The organism is Acinetobacter sp. RF15B, assembly GCF_007558235.1.
GTDB lineage: Bacteria > Pseudomonadota > Gammaproteobacteria > Pseudomonadales > Moraxellaceae > Acinetobacter > Acinetobacter lwoffii_C.
The window spans coordinates 18,200-35,581 of sequence record NZ_VLSR01000022.1 but is presented as its reverse complement, the minus strand read 5'-3'; the positions used below and the strand labels follow the sequence as shown (position 1 = coordinate 35,581).

Genomic DNA, 17,382 nt, shown 5'->3' with positions numbered 1-17,382 from the left:
TGTGGGGTGTCTCCTCTTCAGTCTAACGATTTTTTAATAATCTGCAATCGTATAACTGACGGCGATGCTACAAAAAAAGCCTAGACGAATCTAAGCTTTTTTTTCTTCCAGAAGCAGATTATTCACCCGATAATGAACATTCAAAGTTGGCCTTATCTATAGAGCAGCGTGCACGTTTCAGAACAGACATCATGCCAGCATCATAAATACCCCGCTTGGTCATATCCATACGTCCATCGCGTAACAGTCTTTGATACTTGGTTTTGTCTTCTGCGCTGAGGTTCATTTTGTATTTTGCCGGAATACCGGCTTCCAGACGGTTAATCATTGCAATACTTTTTGGCAGATTTTTCACAAACCAGTCACGGGATTTCTGGCCAAAGCCGGCCGGGAATTTCTCTGGACGAATCACTAAATCTGCACTTACCTGCAAGACCGGGAAGTTAAACATAGCACCATTACTGCCCAGGCCCTTATAAATCTCCAGCGGCTTATAGGCATAAGCCGGCGCACCGACCATGTCGACCTGACCATTGTTGAATTTCGCCACAAAGTTCGACACATCTGAAATAACAGCTTGAGCCCCAACACGCTGAACCATGATTTTCTGGGCATCGTCATAGCCCAGCACGGCGAATTTTTTACCGGCCGCTTTTTCAATCGAATTAATATTTTTATCACGCACGAAAATAAACGCTGAACCGAGTGGGGCGATACCGGCTATTTCATATTTTTTGCCCCCCAGATTACTGACCATTTTAGCTGCATTACGTTTGTCGAGCGCAAAAGTAATGGCACGCTGGGCAATGGTATTGCTTGGAGCACCGCCCAAGGCATCAATGGAGCCAGCAAATTTATTATATTGACGGGCACGCATCGCAGTCATAAATACAGCATCACACTTTCCTGCCTTAAAGTCATTATCCGCAACGGCCTCGTCCTGACGTGCAATCAGATTCACCTCAGCGCCCCAGCCTTTTGCAGCCAGTGCCCATTCCTGTGCCATCTGATAAGACTCTCCAGACTTACCCAGTAAGTCAAAGATACACACATCCACTTTTTCCGCAGCAGCCGTACCCGCAAAACCAAATGCAGAAAGTGCAACCAACGATAAAACTGCTTTTTTCATTCTATTCATCCTTTTGAAATCTTGTTGTTAACTGAGTGTCCATACACATCATAAATCTTAGCAAGTTTATTAAAAAAATAGAGCAATTACTCAAATATGGCATGTCATTTCAGGAAATTTATATGTCTTTTCATGCATATATTTTTTTATTACCCATTTAAGTTATTTAATTTCAAATACTTATATTATATAAATTCATCTATATTTTTATATATCTGAAAAGACAATTACAAAATAAAACATACTGTTTTTATTCACCGCTAATTGAACACTCAAAATTGGTTCTTTCCACCGTACAGCGCGCCCGCTTGAGCACGGTCATCATCATCGGGTCATAAATCCCCTGCCTGGTCAGATCCATACGGCCGTCACGAAGAATCTTTTGATAATTCAGCTGCTCCTCCCGGCTCAGGTTCAGAATATATTTGCTCGGAATCTCTGCTTCCATACGTTTTACCATAGCAAAACTGCGCGGCAGCTGCTTGATAAACCATTCCCGAGATTGAGCCGCAAATTGAGGCGGAAATTTTTCCGGACGGATAATCAGATCTGCTGTGACATTAACCACGGGAAAATTAATCATGGCTCCTTTGCTGCCCAAACCTTTGGACATTTCCAAGGGTTTAAAGGCATAAGCCGGCGCAGCGACGATGTCGACTTCACCCTGATTAAATTTACGGATAAAGTTAGAAATGTCCGATTTCACCGGAATGGCTTCAATACGTTTGACCATGCTGGTTTGGGCATGATCATAGTGCAGCACCGCAAACTTTTTATCTTTGATATGTTCCAGCTGATTCATGCTGCGGTCACGGACAAAAATATAGGCCGGTCCAATCTGGCCAATGCCTGCGACTTCAAATTTTTCCTTGCCATTTTGGCTGACAAGCCGTTTGCTATTACGCTTGTCCAGTACATAACTGATGGCCTTCATTGCAATATCATTGCTCGGTACACCACCTAGCGCATCAATCGAACCGGCAAATTTGTTATAGGTTCGGGCGCGCATGGAGGTCATGTAAAACGCATCGCATTTTCCAGATCTGACGTCCTGATCCACTTTGGCTTCATCCTGATAGCCACGTAGCTGAACGCCCGCCCCCCACTGTTTACTGGCCAGCGCCCATTCTTCAATCAGCTTGTAAGATTCGCCCGACTTTCCGAGCAGATCAAATACGCAAACTTGCTGCGGCGTGGCAGAAGCAGTTGAGGCCAGTATTGTCATGAGCGATAAAATCAAAAATTGTTTTTTCATTTTTATTGAACTCGCTGTAATCCGTTCATTAAAATAAACAGCAATCTATTATTTTTAAAAAATTAGAGTAATTATTCTAATTATTTCTATCATAACCAAATTTAAAGTTTTTAAAAGACAGGTCATCTGCAAATTGCGATGGAAGTCTTTTTTGTTTTCAGCGAGCTTTCTATTAGAATAGCGCTATTATTTTTTGCCCGTGTTAGTAAGTTCAATGATTCAGTTTGACCAAGTTTCCTTACGCCGTGGTGGGCGAGTATTATTTCAAAAAGCGTCCATGCAGCTGCATCCTGGCTGGAAAATTGGTTTAACCGGAGTCAATGGCGCAGGCAAGTCCACCCTGTTTGCCGCGCTACTCGGAGAGCTGGGAGCTGATGAAGGTTCACTGAGCCGTCCATCAATATGGACCGTAGCGCATATGGCACAAGAAATTAAAGCGCTGGACATGCCAGCCATTGATTTTGTGCTGTCAGGAGATGAAGAATACTGGCATATCCAGCAGCAGCTGGCACAGCCTGAACAGCTTTCTGATACGGAGCTGGCCCAGCTACATGGCCGTTTTGACGAGATTCATGGTTATTCGGCACCGGCCAAGGCGGCACAACTGATGGCTGGCCTCGGTTTTATGGATCACCAGCTTGGTCTAGCGGTGTCCAGTTTTTCTGGTGGCTGGCGGATGCGCCTGAATCTGGCACGGACCCTGATGAGCCGTTCAGATTTACTATTACTCGATGAGCCGACCAACCATTTGGACCTAGATGCGATTCTGTGGCTAGAAGACTGGTTAAAAGCTTATGAAGGGACTTTGGTACTGATTTCGCATGACCGCGATTTTCTGGATGCGGTGATTGATCATATTCTGCATATCGAGAATCAGGAACTGACGCTTTATACCGGTAATTACTCGACCTTTGAAGTGACCCGCAGTGAACGCCTATCCCAGCAGCAACAGGCCTTTGAAAAGCAGCAGGAAACACGCGCTCATCTGCAAAAATTTATTGACCGTTTCAAGGCGAAAGCAACCAAGGCCCGCCAGGCCCAAAGCCGGATCAAAATGCTGGAGCGTATGCAGGAGCTGGCACCTGCCCATATCGATACGCCATTTACCTTCAGTTTCCGTGAGCCGACAAAAATGAGTTCGCCACTGCTGACGCTGGAGCAGGCAGAAATTGGCTATGGTGATAAGTCCATTGCCCAGAACATCAATCTGCAAATCACACCAAATTCCCGGATTGGTCTGCTCGGTATGAATGGTGCGGGTAAATCGACCCTGATCAAGTCTCTTGTCGGTGATTTACCTCTGTTAAATGGTCAGCGTAAGGCCTCTGAACTCCTGAATATCGGGTATTTTGCCCAGCACCAGATGGATGCCTTAGATGGCCAAGCCAGTCCAATGCTGCAACTGGCACGTCTTGCTGATCCAAAAATCAGCGAAGCCCGCTTAAGGGCTTTCCTGGGTAGTTTCGGCTTTAGTGGCGAACGGATGGATACATCTTGTGAAAGCTTCTCTGGTGGTGAGCGTGCGCGTCTGGCGCTGGCGCTGATTGTCTGGCAACGTCCAAATGTGCTGATTCTGGATGAGCCCACCAACCATTTAGATCTCGATATGCGTCATGCCCTGACCATGGCCTTACAAGACTTTGAGGGTGCTGTGGTACTGGTATCGCATGAGCGACAACTCATCGCTACGGTCTGTGACGAGTTGCTGCTGGTACATGGCGGGCGCTGTACAGAGTTTGAGGGAGATTTGCAGGACTATGCCAAATGGTTACGCGAAGCACGCCAGCAGCAGATCAATGCGCAAAATAGCTTAGTTAAGGCTCAAGCAGTTACAGAGACGAAGCCGGCTGCACAGAAAGTCGATAAGGAAGCCCAACGTAAACTGGCAGCCCAGCGCCGCGAGCAGACCCGTCCCATCCGCAAGAATATTGAAAAGTATGAAACCCAGATTGAAAAGCTGCAACGGCGTCTGGGTGAGATTGAAGACTTACTGGCCAATAGCGCTTTATATGAGGCATCACGCAAAGATGACCTGCTAAAGCTGATGAATGAGCAGACCGAACTCAAACAGAAGCTGGAACAGGCCGAAGAACATATGCTGGAACTTATGATGGAGCTGGAAACGCTGGAGCAGTCATTTCTGGACAGCTGAGCTCTGACCACTTTTTTATCTTAAAGAGCTGAGGCGCGGTGGACAATTCGCCTATGTCTGCAACATGAGAGCTATATTTCGCAAGAGTTTTTATGCTGATATGAGGCAGGAAATTCAGTCCTTCTAAAGGAATGAGTCATAACCAGCTAGCAGTAAAAAATATGCTTATCCTGAACGTCTGGCGCTAAAATTTTTCCAGATTTTGTTATGAAACTTGGCAATAGTCTCGCTATTGCCAAGTTTCCTGCCTCATCTGCTCAGGTTTAGCTTATCACGCAATCTATTTACACAATGATCAACAGCCCCTCACTGTTTATCTAGTTAACCTCTTTTTTTAACACTCAAATTCATCTATTTGATTCAAAATTTTTTCTTTCCTCCAGTTTAAAAAGTTTCAAGCTGTTTTAGCAGGGAATTACGCAAGGCCTCTATAAGTTTATTTTTTAAACAGTTGGATATCCTATTTCATACATTAATTTACAGCGCTTCCTCGCTTTCTCGGGCTCTAATAAAAAAGGTTTTTAATTTCTGGCAGTCTTGAGATGAGTCTGTTGAATATTGAACGAGAGAGGAGATCCGCATGCGTGCTCTTAGCTATCATGGTATTCGAGATGTACGAGTTGAATCTGTTCCAGATCCGGTTATTCAGGAACCAGATGATGTCATTTTAAGGGTGACTGCCACCGCGATCTGTGGTTCAGATTTGCATCTTTATCGAGGAAAAATTCCGGCCACAGAACAGGGTGATATTTTCGGGCATGAGTTTATGGGCATCGTGGAAGACGTCGGCCCGGAAGTCAGCTCGGTCAAAAAAGGAGACCGGGTTATTATTCCCTTTGTGATCGCATGTGGTCACTGTTTTTTCTGCGAACATGAATTGATGGCTGCCTGTGAAAATACCAACAGCGGTCACGGGGCGATCCTGAATAAAAAACAGATTCCACCCGGTGCAGCCCTGTTTGGTTATAGCCATCTGTATGGTGGCGTTCCTGGGGGGCAGGCTGAATATGTGCGGGTTCCCAAAGGCAATGTCGGGCCTTTTAAAGTCCCCGGCTCATTACCAGATGAAAAAGTCCTGTTCTTGACGGATATTCTGCCCACCGCTTGGCAAGCCGTGAGCAATGCGCAGGTCGGTCGCGGTTCCAGTCTTGCGATTTATGGAGCGGGTCCGGTCGGTCTGCTTGCTGCCGCCTGTGCCCGTATGCTGGGTGCCGAGCAAATTTTTATGGTCGATCATCATCCTTATCGCCTGCGTTTTGCCCATCAGACCTATGGAGCGATTCCGGTTAATTTTGATGAGGTCGATGCGGCAGAATTTATCATCCAGAATACTGCCGGTCATCGGGGTGTAGATGCCGTGATTGATGCGGTTGGTTTTGAAGCCAAAGGCAGCCTGGTAGAAACCGTGATGACCAATCTGAAAATTGAAGGTTCCAGTGGTTTTGCCCTACGCCAATGTATCGCCGCAGTACGTCGTGGTGGGGTGGTGAGTGTCCCGGGAGTTTATGCCGGACCAATTCATGGCTTCCTGTTTGGGGACGCTTTTGATAAAGGCTTGACCTTTAAAATGGGACAAACCCATGTGCATAAATTCCTGCCCGAATTGCTGGAGCATATTGAAAATGGCAATCTTTCGCCAGACGTGATTATTACCCACCGCATGAAGCTGGAAGAAGCGGCGGAAGCCTATCGTATTTTTGATCAACGTGAACAGGATTGTCGTAAAATTATTCTGACGCCATAAAGACCGCTTCATCCAGCAAGCAAAAAGCGCCCCGAAAGGCGCTCTTTTAGTCTGAGCTTTATCCTGAGTAATCAGGTATCAATATCGGCATTCAGGGCATTTTCTTCAATAAAGGCACGACGTGGTTCAACATCATCGCCCATTAAACAAGAGAACATACGGTCCGCTTCAATCGCATCCTGTACCGTCACCTGTAACATGTGGCGGTTTTCAGGGTCCATCGTGGTTTCCCAGAGTTGATCGGCATTCATCTCGCCCAGACCTTTATAACGCTGGATCATCATACCGCGGCGTGAGTCTTGCAGAATATGCTGCCAGACCTGATGGAAATTACTGACCTGAATTTTGCGCTCACCTTTTTGTAAATAAGCCCCCTCTTCCAGCAGGCTAAACCAGCTTTTCGAGTTTTTCAATAAGCGCGCATACTCACTTGAACCGAGCAAACCAGCATCAATCAGATAATGATGCGGCAAGTTATGCACATAAATAGTGATTCGAGGTAACCAGCTCGCCACTGTTTGATCATTCAGTTCTTTTTCAAAGCGTTCCAGGCTCAGTTCAGGACGTAAGCCAGGCTGAATGCGCTCAATTGCTGCACGCAGCTGTTCACCCCAGCGGGTAACATAGTCCTGATCTTCAAGCTGATCTAGCTTAAAGGCCTCGATTGAAATCAGGGCATCCAGCAGGCTGGCAGGATAACGCTGGGTCAAACGTGCCAAACTCTTTTGCGAGGTTTGGTAGTCTGCAATGACATTCGCCAGTGCTTCACCGCGAATGGCAGGGGCTTCTGCGCTAACATGCAGTTCCAGTTCATCAATGGCATTGGAAATCAGATAAGTTTCCAGAGCATCATTGTCCTTGATGTACTGTTCCTGCTTGCCTTTTTTCAGCTTGTACAGCGGTGGCTGGGCAATATAGATATGGCCACGCTCAACCAGTTCCGGCATTTGACGGAAGAAGAAGGTTAAGAGCAGTGTACGGATGTGCGAACCATCGACATCAGCATCGGTCATGATAATAATTTTGTGATAACGCAGCTTATCCGGATTATATTCTTCACGGCCAATCCCACAGCCAAGTGCAGTAATCAGGGTGCCCACTTCAGCAGATGAAATCATCTTGTCAAAGCGTGCACGTTCCACGTTCAGGATTTTACCTTTAAGCGGCAAAATCGCCTGCATCTTACGGTTACGGCCCTGCTTGGCCGAACCACCGGCAGAGTCACCCTCGACCAGGTAGAGTTCAGATAAAGCCGGATCTTTTTCCTGACAATCTGCCAGTTTACCCGGCAGGCCTGCGATATCCAGGGCGCTTTTACGGCGCGTCATTTCCCGGGCTTTACGTGCCGCATCACGGGCACGTGCGGCATCAATAATCTTGCCTGCAATTGATTTGGCCGCTTGCGGATTTTCCAGCAGATATTCCGCAAAAGCCTTATTCATGGCCTGCTCAACCGCAGACTTCACTTCACTAGACACCAGTTTTTCTTTGGTTTGTGAGGAAAATTTCGGATCGGGTACTTTTACCGACACAATCGCGGTCAGACCTTCACGTGCATCATCACCCGAGACTACCACTTTTTCCTTTTTCAGGATATTTTCGCTGTCCATGTAGTTATTTAAACCACGGGTCAAAGCAGCACGGAAACCGGCTAAATGTGTACCACCATCTTTTTGTGGAATATTGTTGGTGAAGCAGCGGACATTTTCCTGATAAGAATCATTCCATTGCAGGGCTACTTCGACGCCAATGCCATTTTCAGCCATGGTCGTAAAGTGGAAGATATCATTCAGATGGGTCTTGCCTTCATTAATATATTTAACAAATTCAGACAATCCGCCTTCGAAATCAAACACATGCTCTGCATGAATACGCTCGTCACGCAACACAATGCGTACACCGGCATTCAAAAAAGAAAGTTCACGCAAGCGACGTGCCAGAATGTCTACATTAAAAATGGTCTGGCTAAAGGTTTCTGTACTTGGCCAGAAACGCACATGCGTTCCGCTCTTGTCGGTCTCGCCGACCACCATTAAGGGGAACTGCGGGTTACCGTGACGGTATTCCTGCTGATGAATTTTACCCGCACGCTGGATGGTCAACTCCAGCTTGCTGGACAAAGCATTCACTACCGACACGCCTACACCATGCAAACCGCCGGAAACTTTATAGCTATTGTCATCAAACTTACCACCAGCATGCAGAATGGTCAGAATTACTTCGGCAGCGGACACCCCTTCTTCTGGATGGATATCCGTTGGAATACCACGGCCATTATCAGAAACCGAGACAGATTCATCTTCGTGAATAGTCACGATAATTTCATCACAATGACCGGCCAGTGCTTCATCAATCGAGTTATCGACTACCTCGAAAACCATATGATGCAGGCCGGTACCATCGTCTGTATCACCAATGTACATGCCCGGACGCTTACGGACAGCATCTAAACCACGTAGTACCTTGATGCTAGAGGAATCATAAGCCTTTTCAATGGTTTGTTCTGTTTGAGAAGCAGCTTGATCTTCTGAACTCATGGTTTCTCCCTAGTAAAGTATAGGTTTATACAAAGATGGGTAAAATTAAAAAAATTATCGCACAACAACTTCAACTGTATCGTTTTCAACCCGGAATAACTGATACGAAATAGACAGATCATGGAGGTGCTTTTGTACTGATTCATGGTCTAAGGTGGTAATAAAAACTTGACTACCTAGCTGGCTCAATCGTTCAATTAAACGTTGTTGTGCAGTTAAATCTAATTCTGCTGTCACATCATCTAATAATACCACAGTTTCCTTGTTACTAGCATGCAGCATTGCGATTTGCGACAGTTTTAGCGCCATCATCAACAGTTTCTTCTGGCCGCGTGACAGAATCACATCCGCCTCCCCCAAGGGGGTCTTGAGCCGTAAATCGGCACGATGTGGACCATATTCGGTATAGCGCCGTTCACAGTCTTTTTCATGATAATGGGTCAGGTCATTCAGCAGACCAGTCTCACTATGAAAGCCTGGGCTGTATTCCAGACGAATCTCCAGATCAGGCAATAACTGCCTTAAATCTTCCTGAAAAAAGCCTTTCCACTGTTCCACGACCGTCACCCGCTGCGCATGTAAGATCTCGCCATATTCACTCAGCATCAGGTTCCACGGTTCCAGCTCAGACAGGCTTAAGAAACGCTTGGACTTGAGCAGACTGTTACGCTGCTTCAGGGCCCGGGCATAATATTGCCAGGTATGATAAAACTCCGGTTCCACGTGGAACATCAACCAGTCCAGTAGCTGGCGACGCGGCTTGGCACCATGGTCAATAATATCTGTACTTTGCGGATCAATCAGTTGCAGCGGGAGCAGTTTGGCCAGCTGGCCTTGGGTTGCCACCGGATCACCATTGACCTTGATCAGCTGTTCACCACTGGCCATTTTCTGCATGCCGATTTTTTCAGTCTCGGACTGGGCAAACACGATTGCATCCTGAGCACCGTACTGGATGTAGTTTTTAGGAATATGGGTACGAAAAGAGCGGCCACTAGCCAGTAAATGAATGGCTTCCAGTACTGAGGTCTTGCCAGAGCCATTCTGGCCATAAAAAACGTTAAACGGCTGCAATCCGTAGAGAGCAACCGTCTTCAAGTTTCGTACACGCTCAATATGTAAACGCGTAATATGCATTGTGTGGACTTATTTCTTCCAAAAGGTTTAGACGCGCATTGGCATCACGACATAGGTCTGGTCAGTCTGCGATGGGTCCTGAACCAGGACTGACTGGTTGGCCTCAGTCATGGTCATAGTGACATCTTCGCCATCCAATACCCCCAATACTTCAAGCAGATATTGGACATTGAATGACATTTCCATCGGCGCATCTGCATATTGAATCGCCAGATCTTCAATCGCTTCATCCTGCTCCGGGTTATTGGCACGTAATTGCAGGGAATCAGCATTAAAGTTTAGAAAGACGCCACGTAGTTTTTCATTACTGAGAATGGCAACACGTTGTAAAGACTGCTTGAACACATCATGAGCAATAATGACACGTTTATCACCACCACGCGGAATAACACGGCGATAATCAGGGAATTTGCCATCAATCAGTTTCGTAGTGAAACGTACTGTGATATCGCCCTGTTCTTTATCCCGACTCGCTACTGTAATGGTGACATTTAATAACTCACGACCAATCAGTAGGGATAACTGGTCATCTTCTACACTGAGCAAACGTTGTAATTCAGCCACCGCCTTACGTGGCACAATGGCCTGGATCGGCTGGGTCGTAGTCGCTTGCGCCACTGTCTCACACAGGGCCAGACGGTGGCCATCGGTAGTCACTGCACGCAATTGATTGGCATCAATTTCCAGCAAGGTACCGGTCAAATAGAAACGCACATCCTGTACTGCCATGGCAAAAGCAGTTTTTTCAAACAGGCGTTTCAGTTCACGTTGGGTGACGGTAACTTGGGTACCTTGTGTATTTTCAGTGCTTAAAAGCGGATAATCATCGGCAGGCAAAGTCCCGAGTACAAAACGGCTATTGCCTGATTTTAAAATACAGCGCTGATCATCAGTAATTTGCAGGTCAATTAATGCCGCAGAAGGTAAAGACTTACAGATATCAATCAGTTTGCGTGCCGGAACCGTGGTTTCCCCTGCCTGCAGGCAAGCGCCTTCGGCCAATGGAGTGCTGGCCACCAGCTCTACTTCCAGATCTGAGCCTGTCACCGTCAAGGCTTCAGCAGTGACCTGGATTTTCAGGTTGGACAGAATATTTAAGGTATGGCGACGTTCAACCGCTCCTACGACATGTGATAGAACATTCAGTAAGCTCTCTTTCGCGATTTTTAAACGCACGGTACATTCCTCTAACAACTGAAGATTAAGATAAATTTTGATTTTTTAGCAGTGTACTATGCGGCAAAATAAGCCGCATAGCAAGAACAGAATTTGAGCGTTTCCGGTTAACTTTGCAACAGGCGTTGCAGGTTTTTATAGTCCTCATTAAAGATCGGATCTTGCTCACGCAGACTTTGTACTTTCTCACAGGCATGCATCACGGTACTGTGATCGCGACCGCCAAAAGCCATGCCAATTTCCGGAAAACTGTCACCAGTCAATTCACGTGCCAGGCCCATGGCCAATTGACGTGGGCGGGCATAAATCCGGGTACGTTTGGGACCGACCAGCTCCTTTAAAGGAATACGGAAATATTCACTGACGACACGCTGGATATTTTCGGTGCTGATGGTCCTCGCACGAATTGCCAATACATCTTTCAGGGATTCACGAACAACATCCAGGTCAATCGGTGTTCCTTTAAAACGGGAAATGGCCACGACCTTATTCAGTGCACCTTCCAGCTCACGTACATTGGCCACCACCTGTTGGGCAATGAACAGCGCACAGTTACGCGGTAAGTCCACACCGGTGTTTTCGGCCTTTTTCAGCAAGATTTCAATTCGGGTTTCAATATCGGGCGGTTCCACCCCCACAGACAGACCCCAGGAAAAGCGGGAGACCAGACGCGGATCCAGTTCGGTCAATTCCTTAGGATAACGGTCCGAGGTCAGGATGATCTGCTTGGACTCATCCAGAAGTGCGTTAAAGGTATAGAAGAATTCCACCAGACTGGCTTCCTTACCGGCCAGCAAATGAATATCATCGACCAGTAACAGATCCAGAGAGCGGCAATTTTTCTTAAATTCTTCGACTTTCCCCTGCTGCAAAGAGCTGACAAAGTCCCGTACAAAGCTTTCTGCGGTCATATACATGACCCGCGCATTCGGCTTGGCCTGTAAAAGTGCATTACCGACTGCCTGCATCAGGTGAGTTTTACCCAAGCCGGTAGGCCCATATAAAAATAAAGGATTATGTTGTGATGCGCCCAACTGGGTTAATACCTTGCGACAAGTTTCAGCGGCCATCTGGTTAGAGCGGCCTTCCACAAACAAAGAAAAGGTAAATAAAGGGTTCAATTGACGCTTACGGTTATTTTTCGCAGTGTCTTCTTTTTCTCTTTTTGGTTTGGCCACCGGCGCAGGCATCGAAGCCAACGCTGCTGTAGTGGTCGCCGGCTGTTCACTGGCAGACAGGATGACACCCGGACGGGAATCCACCAGAATTTCAACTTTACGTACCCGGCCTTCTGACAACTGTTCGGCCAGAATTGAAATCAGCTCCAGATGATGCTCTTGAATGTAACGTGTCCAATAAGGATTCGGAGCATAGAGACGCAAAGTATCATCTAACTCTTCCGCCACTAATGGGCGAATCCACATTGTAAAGACATTTCCAGAGAGCTCTTGTCGCAAGCGATTTAAGCAGTCTGTCCAAAGCATGTGAATCCCCTATTCATTCCATTGTTTATTTAAAAGATGGCGACGGCCAAAGCGGGCCGCCATTCTAACCAAGTTATCCACATCTGTCATGGCTATTTCCGCAGATTTTGTGCAAAAACAGTCCAAAATGGATAAATTTAAATTTAAAAGGCTGGTGTGGATAAGTTTATCCGCAAGCTGTGGATAAAATATATCACAAAGTTATCCACAAAGTATAAAATTAATAAAAACAGTTTTACCCACAACCTAAGCTTATGTTTATTTAGAATAAAATCGACTTTTCCACAGAAAAACCCCTCCCTAATAGTAATAAATTTAAATTTATAAATTTGAATTTATATATAAGATTCGACTTTTCTGTGGATAAACATAATTCAGTTAAATTTAAATTCAAAACCACAATCCAAATTTAAACCTGTTACAACATTGTGGATAACCATGTTGATATAAATGTTAATAACTTATATTCAAATGAATAACAATAACTTAATTTGTGTATAACTTTTAAGCAAGGGATTTTTTTAATCTATGAGATTCCTCAAAGCGATTTAGCATTGAGAACTTATTTGAAAAGAAAACCTGTTTTACATTGACAGCTTAAGCAATGAGCACTAAAATCGCGGACCTTCATAGAAAGATCTTTTTGGGAGTTTCGAGATGAAACGTACATTCCAACCATCTGAATTAAAGCGTAAACGCGTTCATGGTTTCCGTGCTCGTATGGCTACTAAAGCTGGTCGTCAAGTATTAGCTCGCCGTCGTGCAAAAGGCCGTCACAGCTTAACTGTTTAATCAGTTAGGCTTTGCCGACTTTGGGTGTTATGACAGCACTTTATGGTTTTGGCACAGAGTTACGATTACGCTGTGCTGCCGATTATAAAGGTGTCTTTGATGGTGCGCTTTTTAAAGTGCATCAACCCCATTTCTTATTTCTTGCAAAACCGTCCGAACAGCCGAACAGCCGTTTGGGTTTAGTTGTTGCTAAGAAAAAAGTGCGCCGTGCGCATGAACGAAATCGAGTAAAACGACTCGCTCGCGAAAGTTTTCGCCTGCATCAGCAGCAACTCAGTGATTTGGATATTGTGGTGATGCCTAAAATGGGGATCGATAGCGTACCGAATGCTGAACTGCATCAGCAATTACAATTTGCTTGGCAAAAACTGAACCGTCTTGCCAAAAAGCATACAAAAACAGCTCCCTCCCCACAAAAGTAGAGCGCGCCAATGGTACGTTTACTGCATTGGTTAATCCGTTTCTATCAGATTGCGATTAGTCCTTTACTGGGACCACGCTGTCGCTATATTCCTACATGTTCGCAATATTCTCTGGAAGCAGTCCATCGACATGGTGCTGGACGTGGTGTGTGGTTGGCGACTAAACGTATTTGTCGTTGTCACCCCTGGGGTGGATCAGGATATGATCCTGTGCCTTTGAAAGCGATTCGTTTTATTTCATTTCAGCAAATAGATTCTCAAACGCTTCACGTTGCTGTACCCTTTCGTGATCGTTTAATGAACCAAAATCACTCTAACCACTTGGGGTAATACATATGCAACAATGGGCCAGGATTGCAATTCTAGGAGCCATGTTTGTTGTCGCATATTTGCTCATTTTGGCTTGGCAAAAAGATTATGGAAATGCAGAAACCCAACCGAAGCAGGAAACTGTGGTGGTTTCGCAGGAAGTATCAGCAGATTTGCCAAATAATCAGGTTGCTAGTGCAACCTCTGATGTGCCACAAGCAAATGTACCAGCGCAGCAAGCTACGGATGCTACAGCACCTGTAAGTCAGCAGCTTATTTCAGTACAAACTGACCTTTATCATCTTTGGATCAATCCAAAAGGTGGTGATATTGTTCGTGTTGAATTACTCAATCATGACAAAAACAAAGACAGTGATGAGCCTTTCGTCATGCTGGAAAGCGATGCGAAACGGACTTATGTTGCTCAGTCAGGTCTGATCGGCCTGAATGGGCCGGATAGCAGCCGCAATGGCCGTCCAATGTATGAGCTGGAAAAAACCACTTATACCTTGGCAGATGCCAAAGCCAGAAAAAATAAAGCCGGCGAAACGGTCAAAGTCTTGTCTGTACCGATGGTCTTTAAAACGGCTGATGGTGTAGAAATTATCAAGACCTTTAACTTTATCGAAGGTGAATACCCAGTCGTGGTGAATCACAAGGTGATTAACCGTAGCGGTCAAGCCTGGCAAGGTCAGATGTTTGGTCAGATCAAGCGTGATAATTCAGAAGATCCAGGCAAGTCGGATCAGGGGATTTTCACTCTGGGGACTTTCTTGGGCGGTGCCTGGGGAACACCAGATGAGCAGTATAACAAGTTAAAATTTGACAACTTTACTGAAGAAAAGCTCAGCACTGAAGCCAAGGGTGGTTGGGTTGCAATGGTACAGCACTATTTTGTAAGTGCATGGGTACCGGGTAACTTGAAACTGACTCAAGCCAATGGCGAAGCCTATAGCGCGAAACTTGAATCACGCAAGTCTACTGATGACATGAATATCATCGGTTTTACTTCACCAACTTTCACGGTGCCGGCGGGTACGGTTGCTGAAATTGATGCGACCTTCTATTCCGGTCCAAAAATCCAGTCAGAACTGAAAGACCTGGCTACGGGTCTGAATCAGACTGTAGATTATGGCTGGTTATGGCCAATTGCCAAACTGCTGTTTGTCGGACTTGAATTCTTCCACGGTCTGGTGGGGAACTGGGGCTGGGCGATCATTTTATTAACCATCTTGGTCAAATTGATCTTGTGGCCTTTATCGTCGAAGAGCTATCGCTCCATGGCGAAAATGCGTGTGATTGCACCAGAAATGCAACGTATGAAAGAAGAATTCGGTGAAGACCGGATGCGCTTCTCTCAGGAAATGATGGCGCTGTACAAGCGTGAGCAGGTCAACCCGCTGGCGGGCTGTTTACCACTGTTACTGCAGATGCCAATTTTTCTGGCTTTGTACTGGGTTCTGATGGAATCTGTGGAGCTGCGCCATGCCCCATGGCTGCTCTGGATTCAGGATTTATCTGCGATGGATCCATGGTTCATCCTGCCATTAATCATGGGAACCACAATGTATATTCAGCAAATGCTGAATCCACAGCCCACTGATCCAATGCAGGCGAAAGTGTTTAAAATCATGCCGATCATTTTCACTGTATTCTTGCTGTTCTTCCCGGCAGGTCTGGTTCTGTACTGGATTGTGAACAACCTGATCACGATCTTGCAGCAGTCCTTGATCAATAAAGCCGTGGCCAAAGAGCGTGCCAAACGCGATGAGGCAACGCCAGTCAACTAAGTTGTACTGACGGGCTGAATAAATCCGCTTAAGATGGTAATCTTAGGCGGATTTTTTTTGGCTGTACTTTTGAGTCCTTGCAGGTGAATTTTATGCTTAACCCAACCACAACGATTGCTGCAATTGCAACTCCCCCAGGGCGTGGCGGTGTGGGGGTAATTCGCCTGTCAGGTCCAAAATCCTATGCGATTGCGCAGGCCTTAACCCAGAAAGACTTACCCAATGCCCGTTTTGCCGGTTTTCGCCAGTTTTATGATGCTGCCGGTGAGGTGATGGATGAGGGACTGGTGCTTTGCTTTCCTAACCCGAGTTCCTTTACCGGTGAGGATGTGGTCGAGTTACAAGGTCATGGCGGTCCGGTGATCCAGAATGCCCTGCTGGGCCGTTTGCTGGAGCTGGGCGCAACAGCTGCCAAAGCCGGTGAATTTTCCATGCGTGCCTTTGAAAATGGCAAACTGGATTTGGTTCAGGCCGAGGCGATTGCAGACCTGATTGATGCCACCTCACAGGCAGCCGCACGTTCTGCGGTACGTTCCTTACAGGGCGCTTTTTCCACCAAAGTCAATGCAGTACTGGAACAGCTGATCCATTTGCGCTTGCATGTGGAAGCGGCGATTGATTTTCCGGAAGAGGAAATTGATTTTCTGGCAGATGGCAAAATTTTAAACTTGCTGGATGGGGTCTCAACTGCCGTGACGCAGGTACAGCAGTCTGCACGTCAGGGACAGTTGCTGCGTGAAGGTCTGCAGGTGGTGATTGCCGGCAAGCCCAATGCCGGTAAATCTTCTTTACTGAATGCCTTGGCCGGAATTGAACGTGCCATTGTGACCGATATTGCCGGCACTACACGTGATGTTCTGCACGAGAAAATTACTTTAAATGGACTACCGATTACTTTGACTGATACCGCCGGTTTACGGGAAACAGGTGATATTGTGGAAAAAGAAGGGATTCGCCGTGCCATTAAAGAGATTGAACAGGCAGATTTACTGCTGCTGGTCTATGACTTGAGCCAAGGTGAAGATCCGCTTCAACTGGCTCAAGAATATTTTGCAGAGTATATCGAACCGAAACGTTTAATCCTGATTGGCAATAAAGCCGACTTAACCGGTACAGAGGCAAAAATCGGAGATTTAAAAGGCTTCCGCCATATTACCGTGTCTGCCAAGCAGGAAACAGGCGTACAGTCGCTGATAGAGGCGATTACAGAGCATGCAGGCTTCCAGCCGGAAGAGGATACCTTTATTGCCCGTACCCGCCATTTAGATGCAATGAAGCGTACCCAGCACTATCTTGCTGAAGCGCGTGAGCAACTGGTGGTTTATAACGCAGGTGAACTGGTCGCGGAGTCACTGCGACTGGCACAAAATGCCTTGGGGGAAATTACCGGTGACTTTAGCGCAGATGATTTGCTGGGAAAAATATTTGGGTCATTCTGTATCGGGAAATAATGTC

Annotated in this window: 13 protein-coding genes; 7 read left to right on the top strand and 6 right to left on the bottom strand. The window is 46.2% G+C overall.

The genetic code is table 11. The annotated features are described in order from the left end of the window. Positions 1–118: 118 nt before the first annotated feature. Together E2K74_RS12750 and E2K74_RS12745 are read right to left on the bottom strand one after the other, a co-directional pair. Complete coding sequence (locus tag E2K74_RS12750) at positions 119–1,129, bottom strand: putative solute-binding protein (protein ID WP_151205214.1); 1,011 nt, start codon at positions 1,127–1,129, stop codon at positions 119–121. 250 nt (positions 1,130–1,379) lie between these two features. Next, positions 1,380–2,384 (bottom strand): putative solute-binding protein, encoded by a 1,005-nt coding sequence (locus tag E2K74_RS12745; protein ID WP_151208049.1) that lies wholly within the window; start codon positions 2,382–2,384, stop codon positions 1,380–1,382. 214 nt (positions 2,385–2,598) lie between these two features. Here E2K74_RS12745 and E2K74_RS12740 point away from each other — a divergent pair, with 214 nt between their 5' ends. Both E2K74_RS12740 and E2K74_RS12735 read left to right on the top strand, forming a co-directional pair. Beyond that, entirely contained in the window at positions 2,599–4,536 is a 1,938-nt protein-coding gene (locus E2K74_RS12740; protein WP_151208047.1) for an ATP-binding cassette domain-containing protein, read from the top strand. 580 nt (positions 4,537–5,116) lie between these two features. Continuing rightward, positions 5,117–6,280, top strand: a complete 1,164-nt coding sequence (locus E2K74_RS12735; RefSeq protein WP_151208045.1) for a zinc-dependent alcohol dehydrogenase — start codon at positions 5,117–5,119, stop codon at positions 6,278–6,280. A 71-nt stretch (positions 6,281–6,351) separates the two neighbouring features. Here E2K74_RS12735 and gyrB read toward each other — a convergent pair whose 3' ends face one another. From gyrB to dnaA, 4 genes are all read right to left on the bottom strand, one after another. Further along, positions 6,352–8,817 (bottom strand): DNA topoisomerase (ATP-hydrolyzing) subunit B, encoded by a 2,466-nt coding sequence (gene gyrB / locus E2K74_RS12730; RefSeq protein ID WP_151208043.1) that lies wholly within the window; start codon positions 8,815–8,817, stop codon positions 6,352–6,354. Between the two features lie 54 nt (positions 8,818–8,871). After that, on the bottom strand, positions 8,872–9,954 hold the full coding sequence (gene recF / locus E2K74_RS12725) for a DNA replication/repair protein RecF (RefSeq protein WP_151208041.1): 1,083 nt from the start codon (positions 9,952–9,954) through the stop codon (positions 8,872–8,874). Positions 9,955–9,981: 27 nt separating this feature from the next. Continuing rightward, complete coding sequence (gene dnaN, locus E2K74_RS12720) at positions 9,982–11,130, bottom strand: DNA polymerase III subunit beta (RefSeq protein WP_151205257.1); 1,149 nt, start codon at positions 11,128–11,130, stop codon at positions 9,982–9,984. Between the two features lie 107 nt (positions 11,131–11,237). Then, positions 11,238–12,614 carry a chromosomal replication initiator protein DnaA gene (gene dnaA / locus E2K74_RS12715; RefSeq protein WP_151208039.1) on the bottom strand — a complete coding sequence of 459 codons (1,377 nt, stop codon included), beginning with the start codon at positions 12,612–12,614 and terminating at the stop codon, positions 11,238–11,240. Positions 12,615–13,271: 657 nt separating this feature from the next. Here dnaA and rpmH point away from each other — a divergent pair. From rpmH to mnmE, 5 genes are all read left to right on the top strand, one after another. Continuing rightward, positions 13,272–13,406 (top strand): 50S ribosomal protein L34, encoded by a 135-nt coding sequence (rpmH, locus tag E2K74_RS12710; RefSeq protein ID WP_000831329.1) that lies wholly within the window; start codon positions 13,272–13,274, stop codon positions 13,404–13,406. A gap of 29 nt (positions 13,407–13,435) precedes the next feature. Then, complete coding sequence (gene rnpA, locus E2K74_RS12705) at positions 13,436–13,828, top strand: ribonuclease P protein component (protein ID WP_151205259.1); 393 nt, start codon at positions 13,436–13,438, stop codon at positions 13,826–13,828. A 9-nt stretch (positions 13,829–13,837) separates the two neighbouring features. Further along, complete coding sequence (gene yidD / locus E2K74_RS12700) at positions 13,838–14,158, top strand: membrane protein insertion efficiency factor YidD (protein ID WP_151208037.1); 321 nt, start codon at positions 13,838–13,840, stop codon at positions 14,156–14,158. A gap of 5 nt (positions 14,159–14,163) precedes the next feature. Continuing rightward, positions 14,164–15,927, top strand: coding sequence for a membrane protein insertase YidC (gene yidC / locus E2K74_RS12695; protein WP_151208035.1), 1,764 nt, complete (start codon positions 14,164–14,166; stop codon positions 15,925–15,927). A 92-nt stretch (positions 15,928–16,019) separates the two neighbouring features. Next, positions 16,020–17,378 (top strand): tRNA uridine-5-carboxymethylaminomethyl(34) synthesis GTPase MnmE, encoded by a 1,359-nt coding sequence (gene mnmE, locus E2K74_RS12690; protein ID WP_151208032.1) that lies wholly within the window; start codon positions 16,020–16,022, stop codon positions 17,376–17,378. Positions 17,379–17,382: the final 4 nt, after the last annotated feature.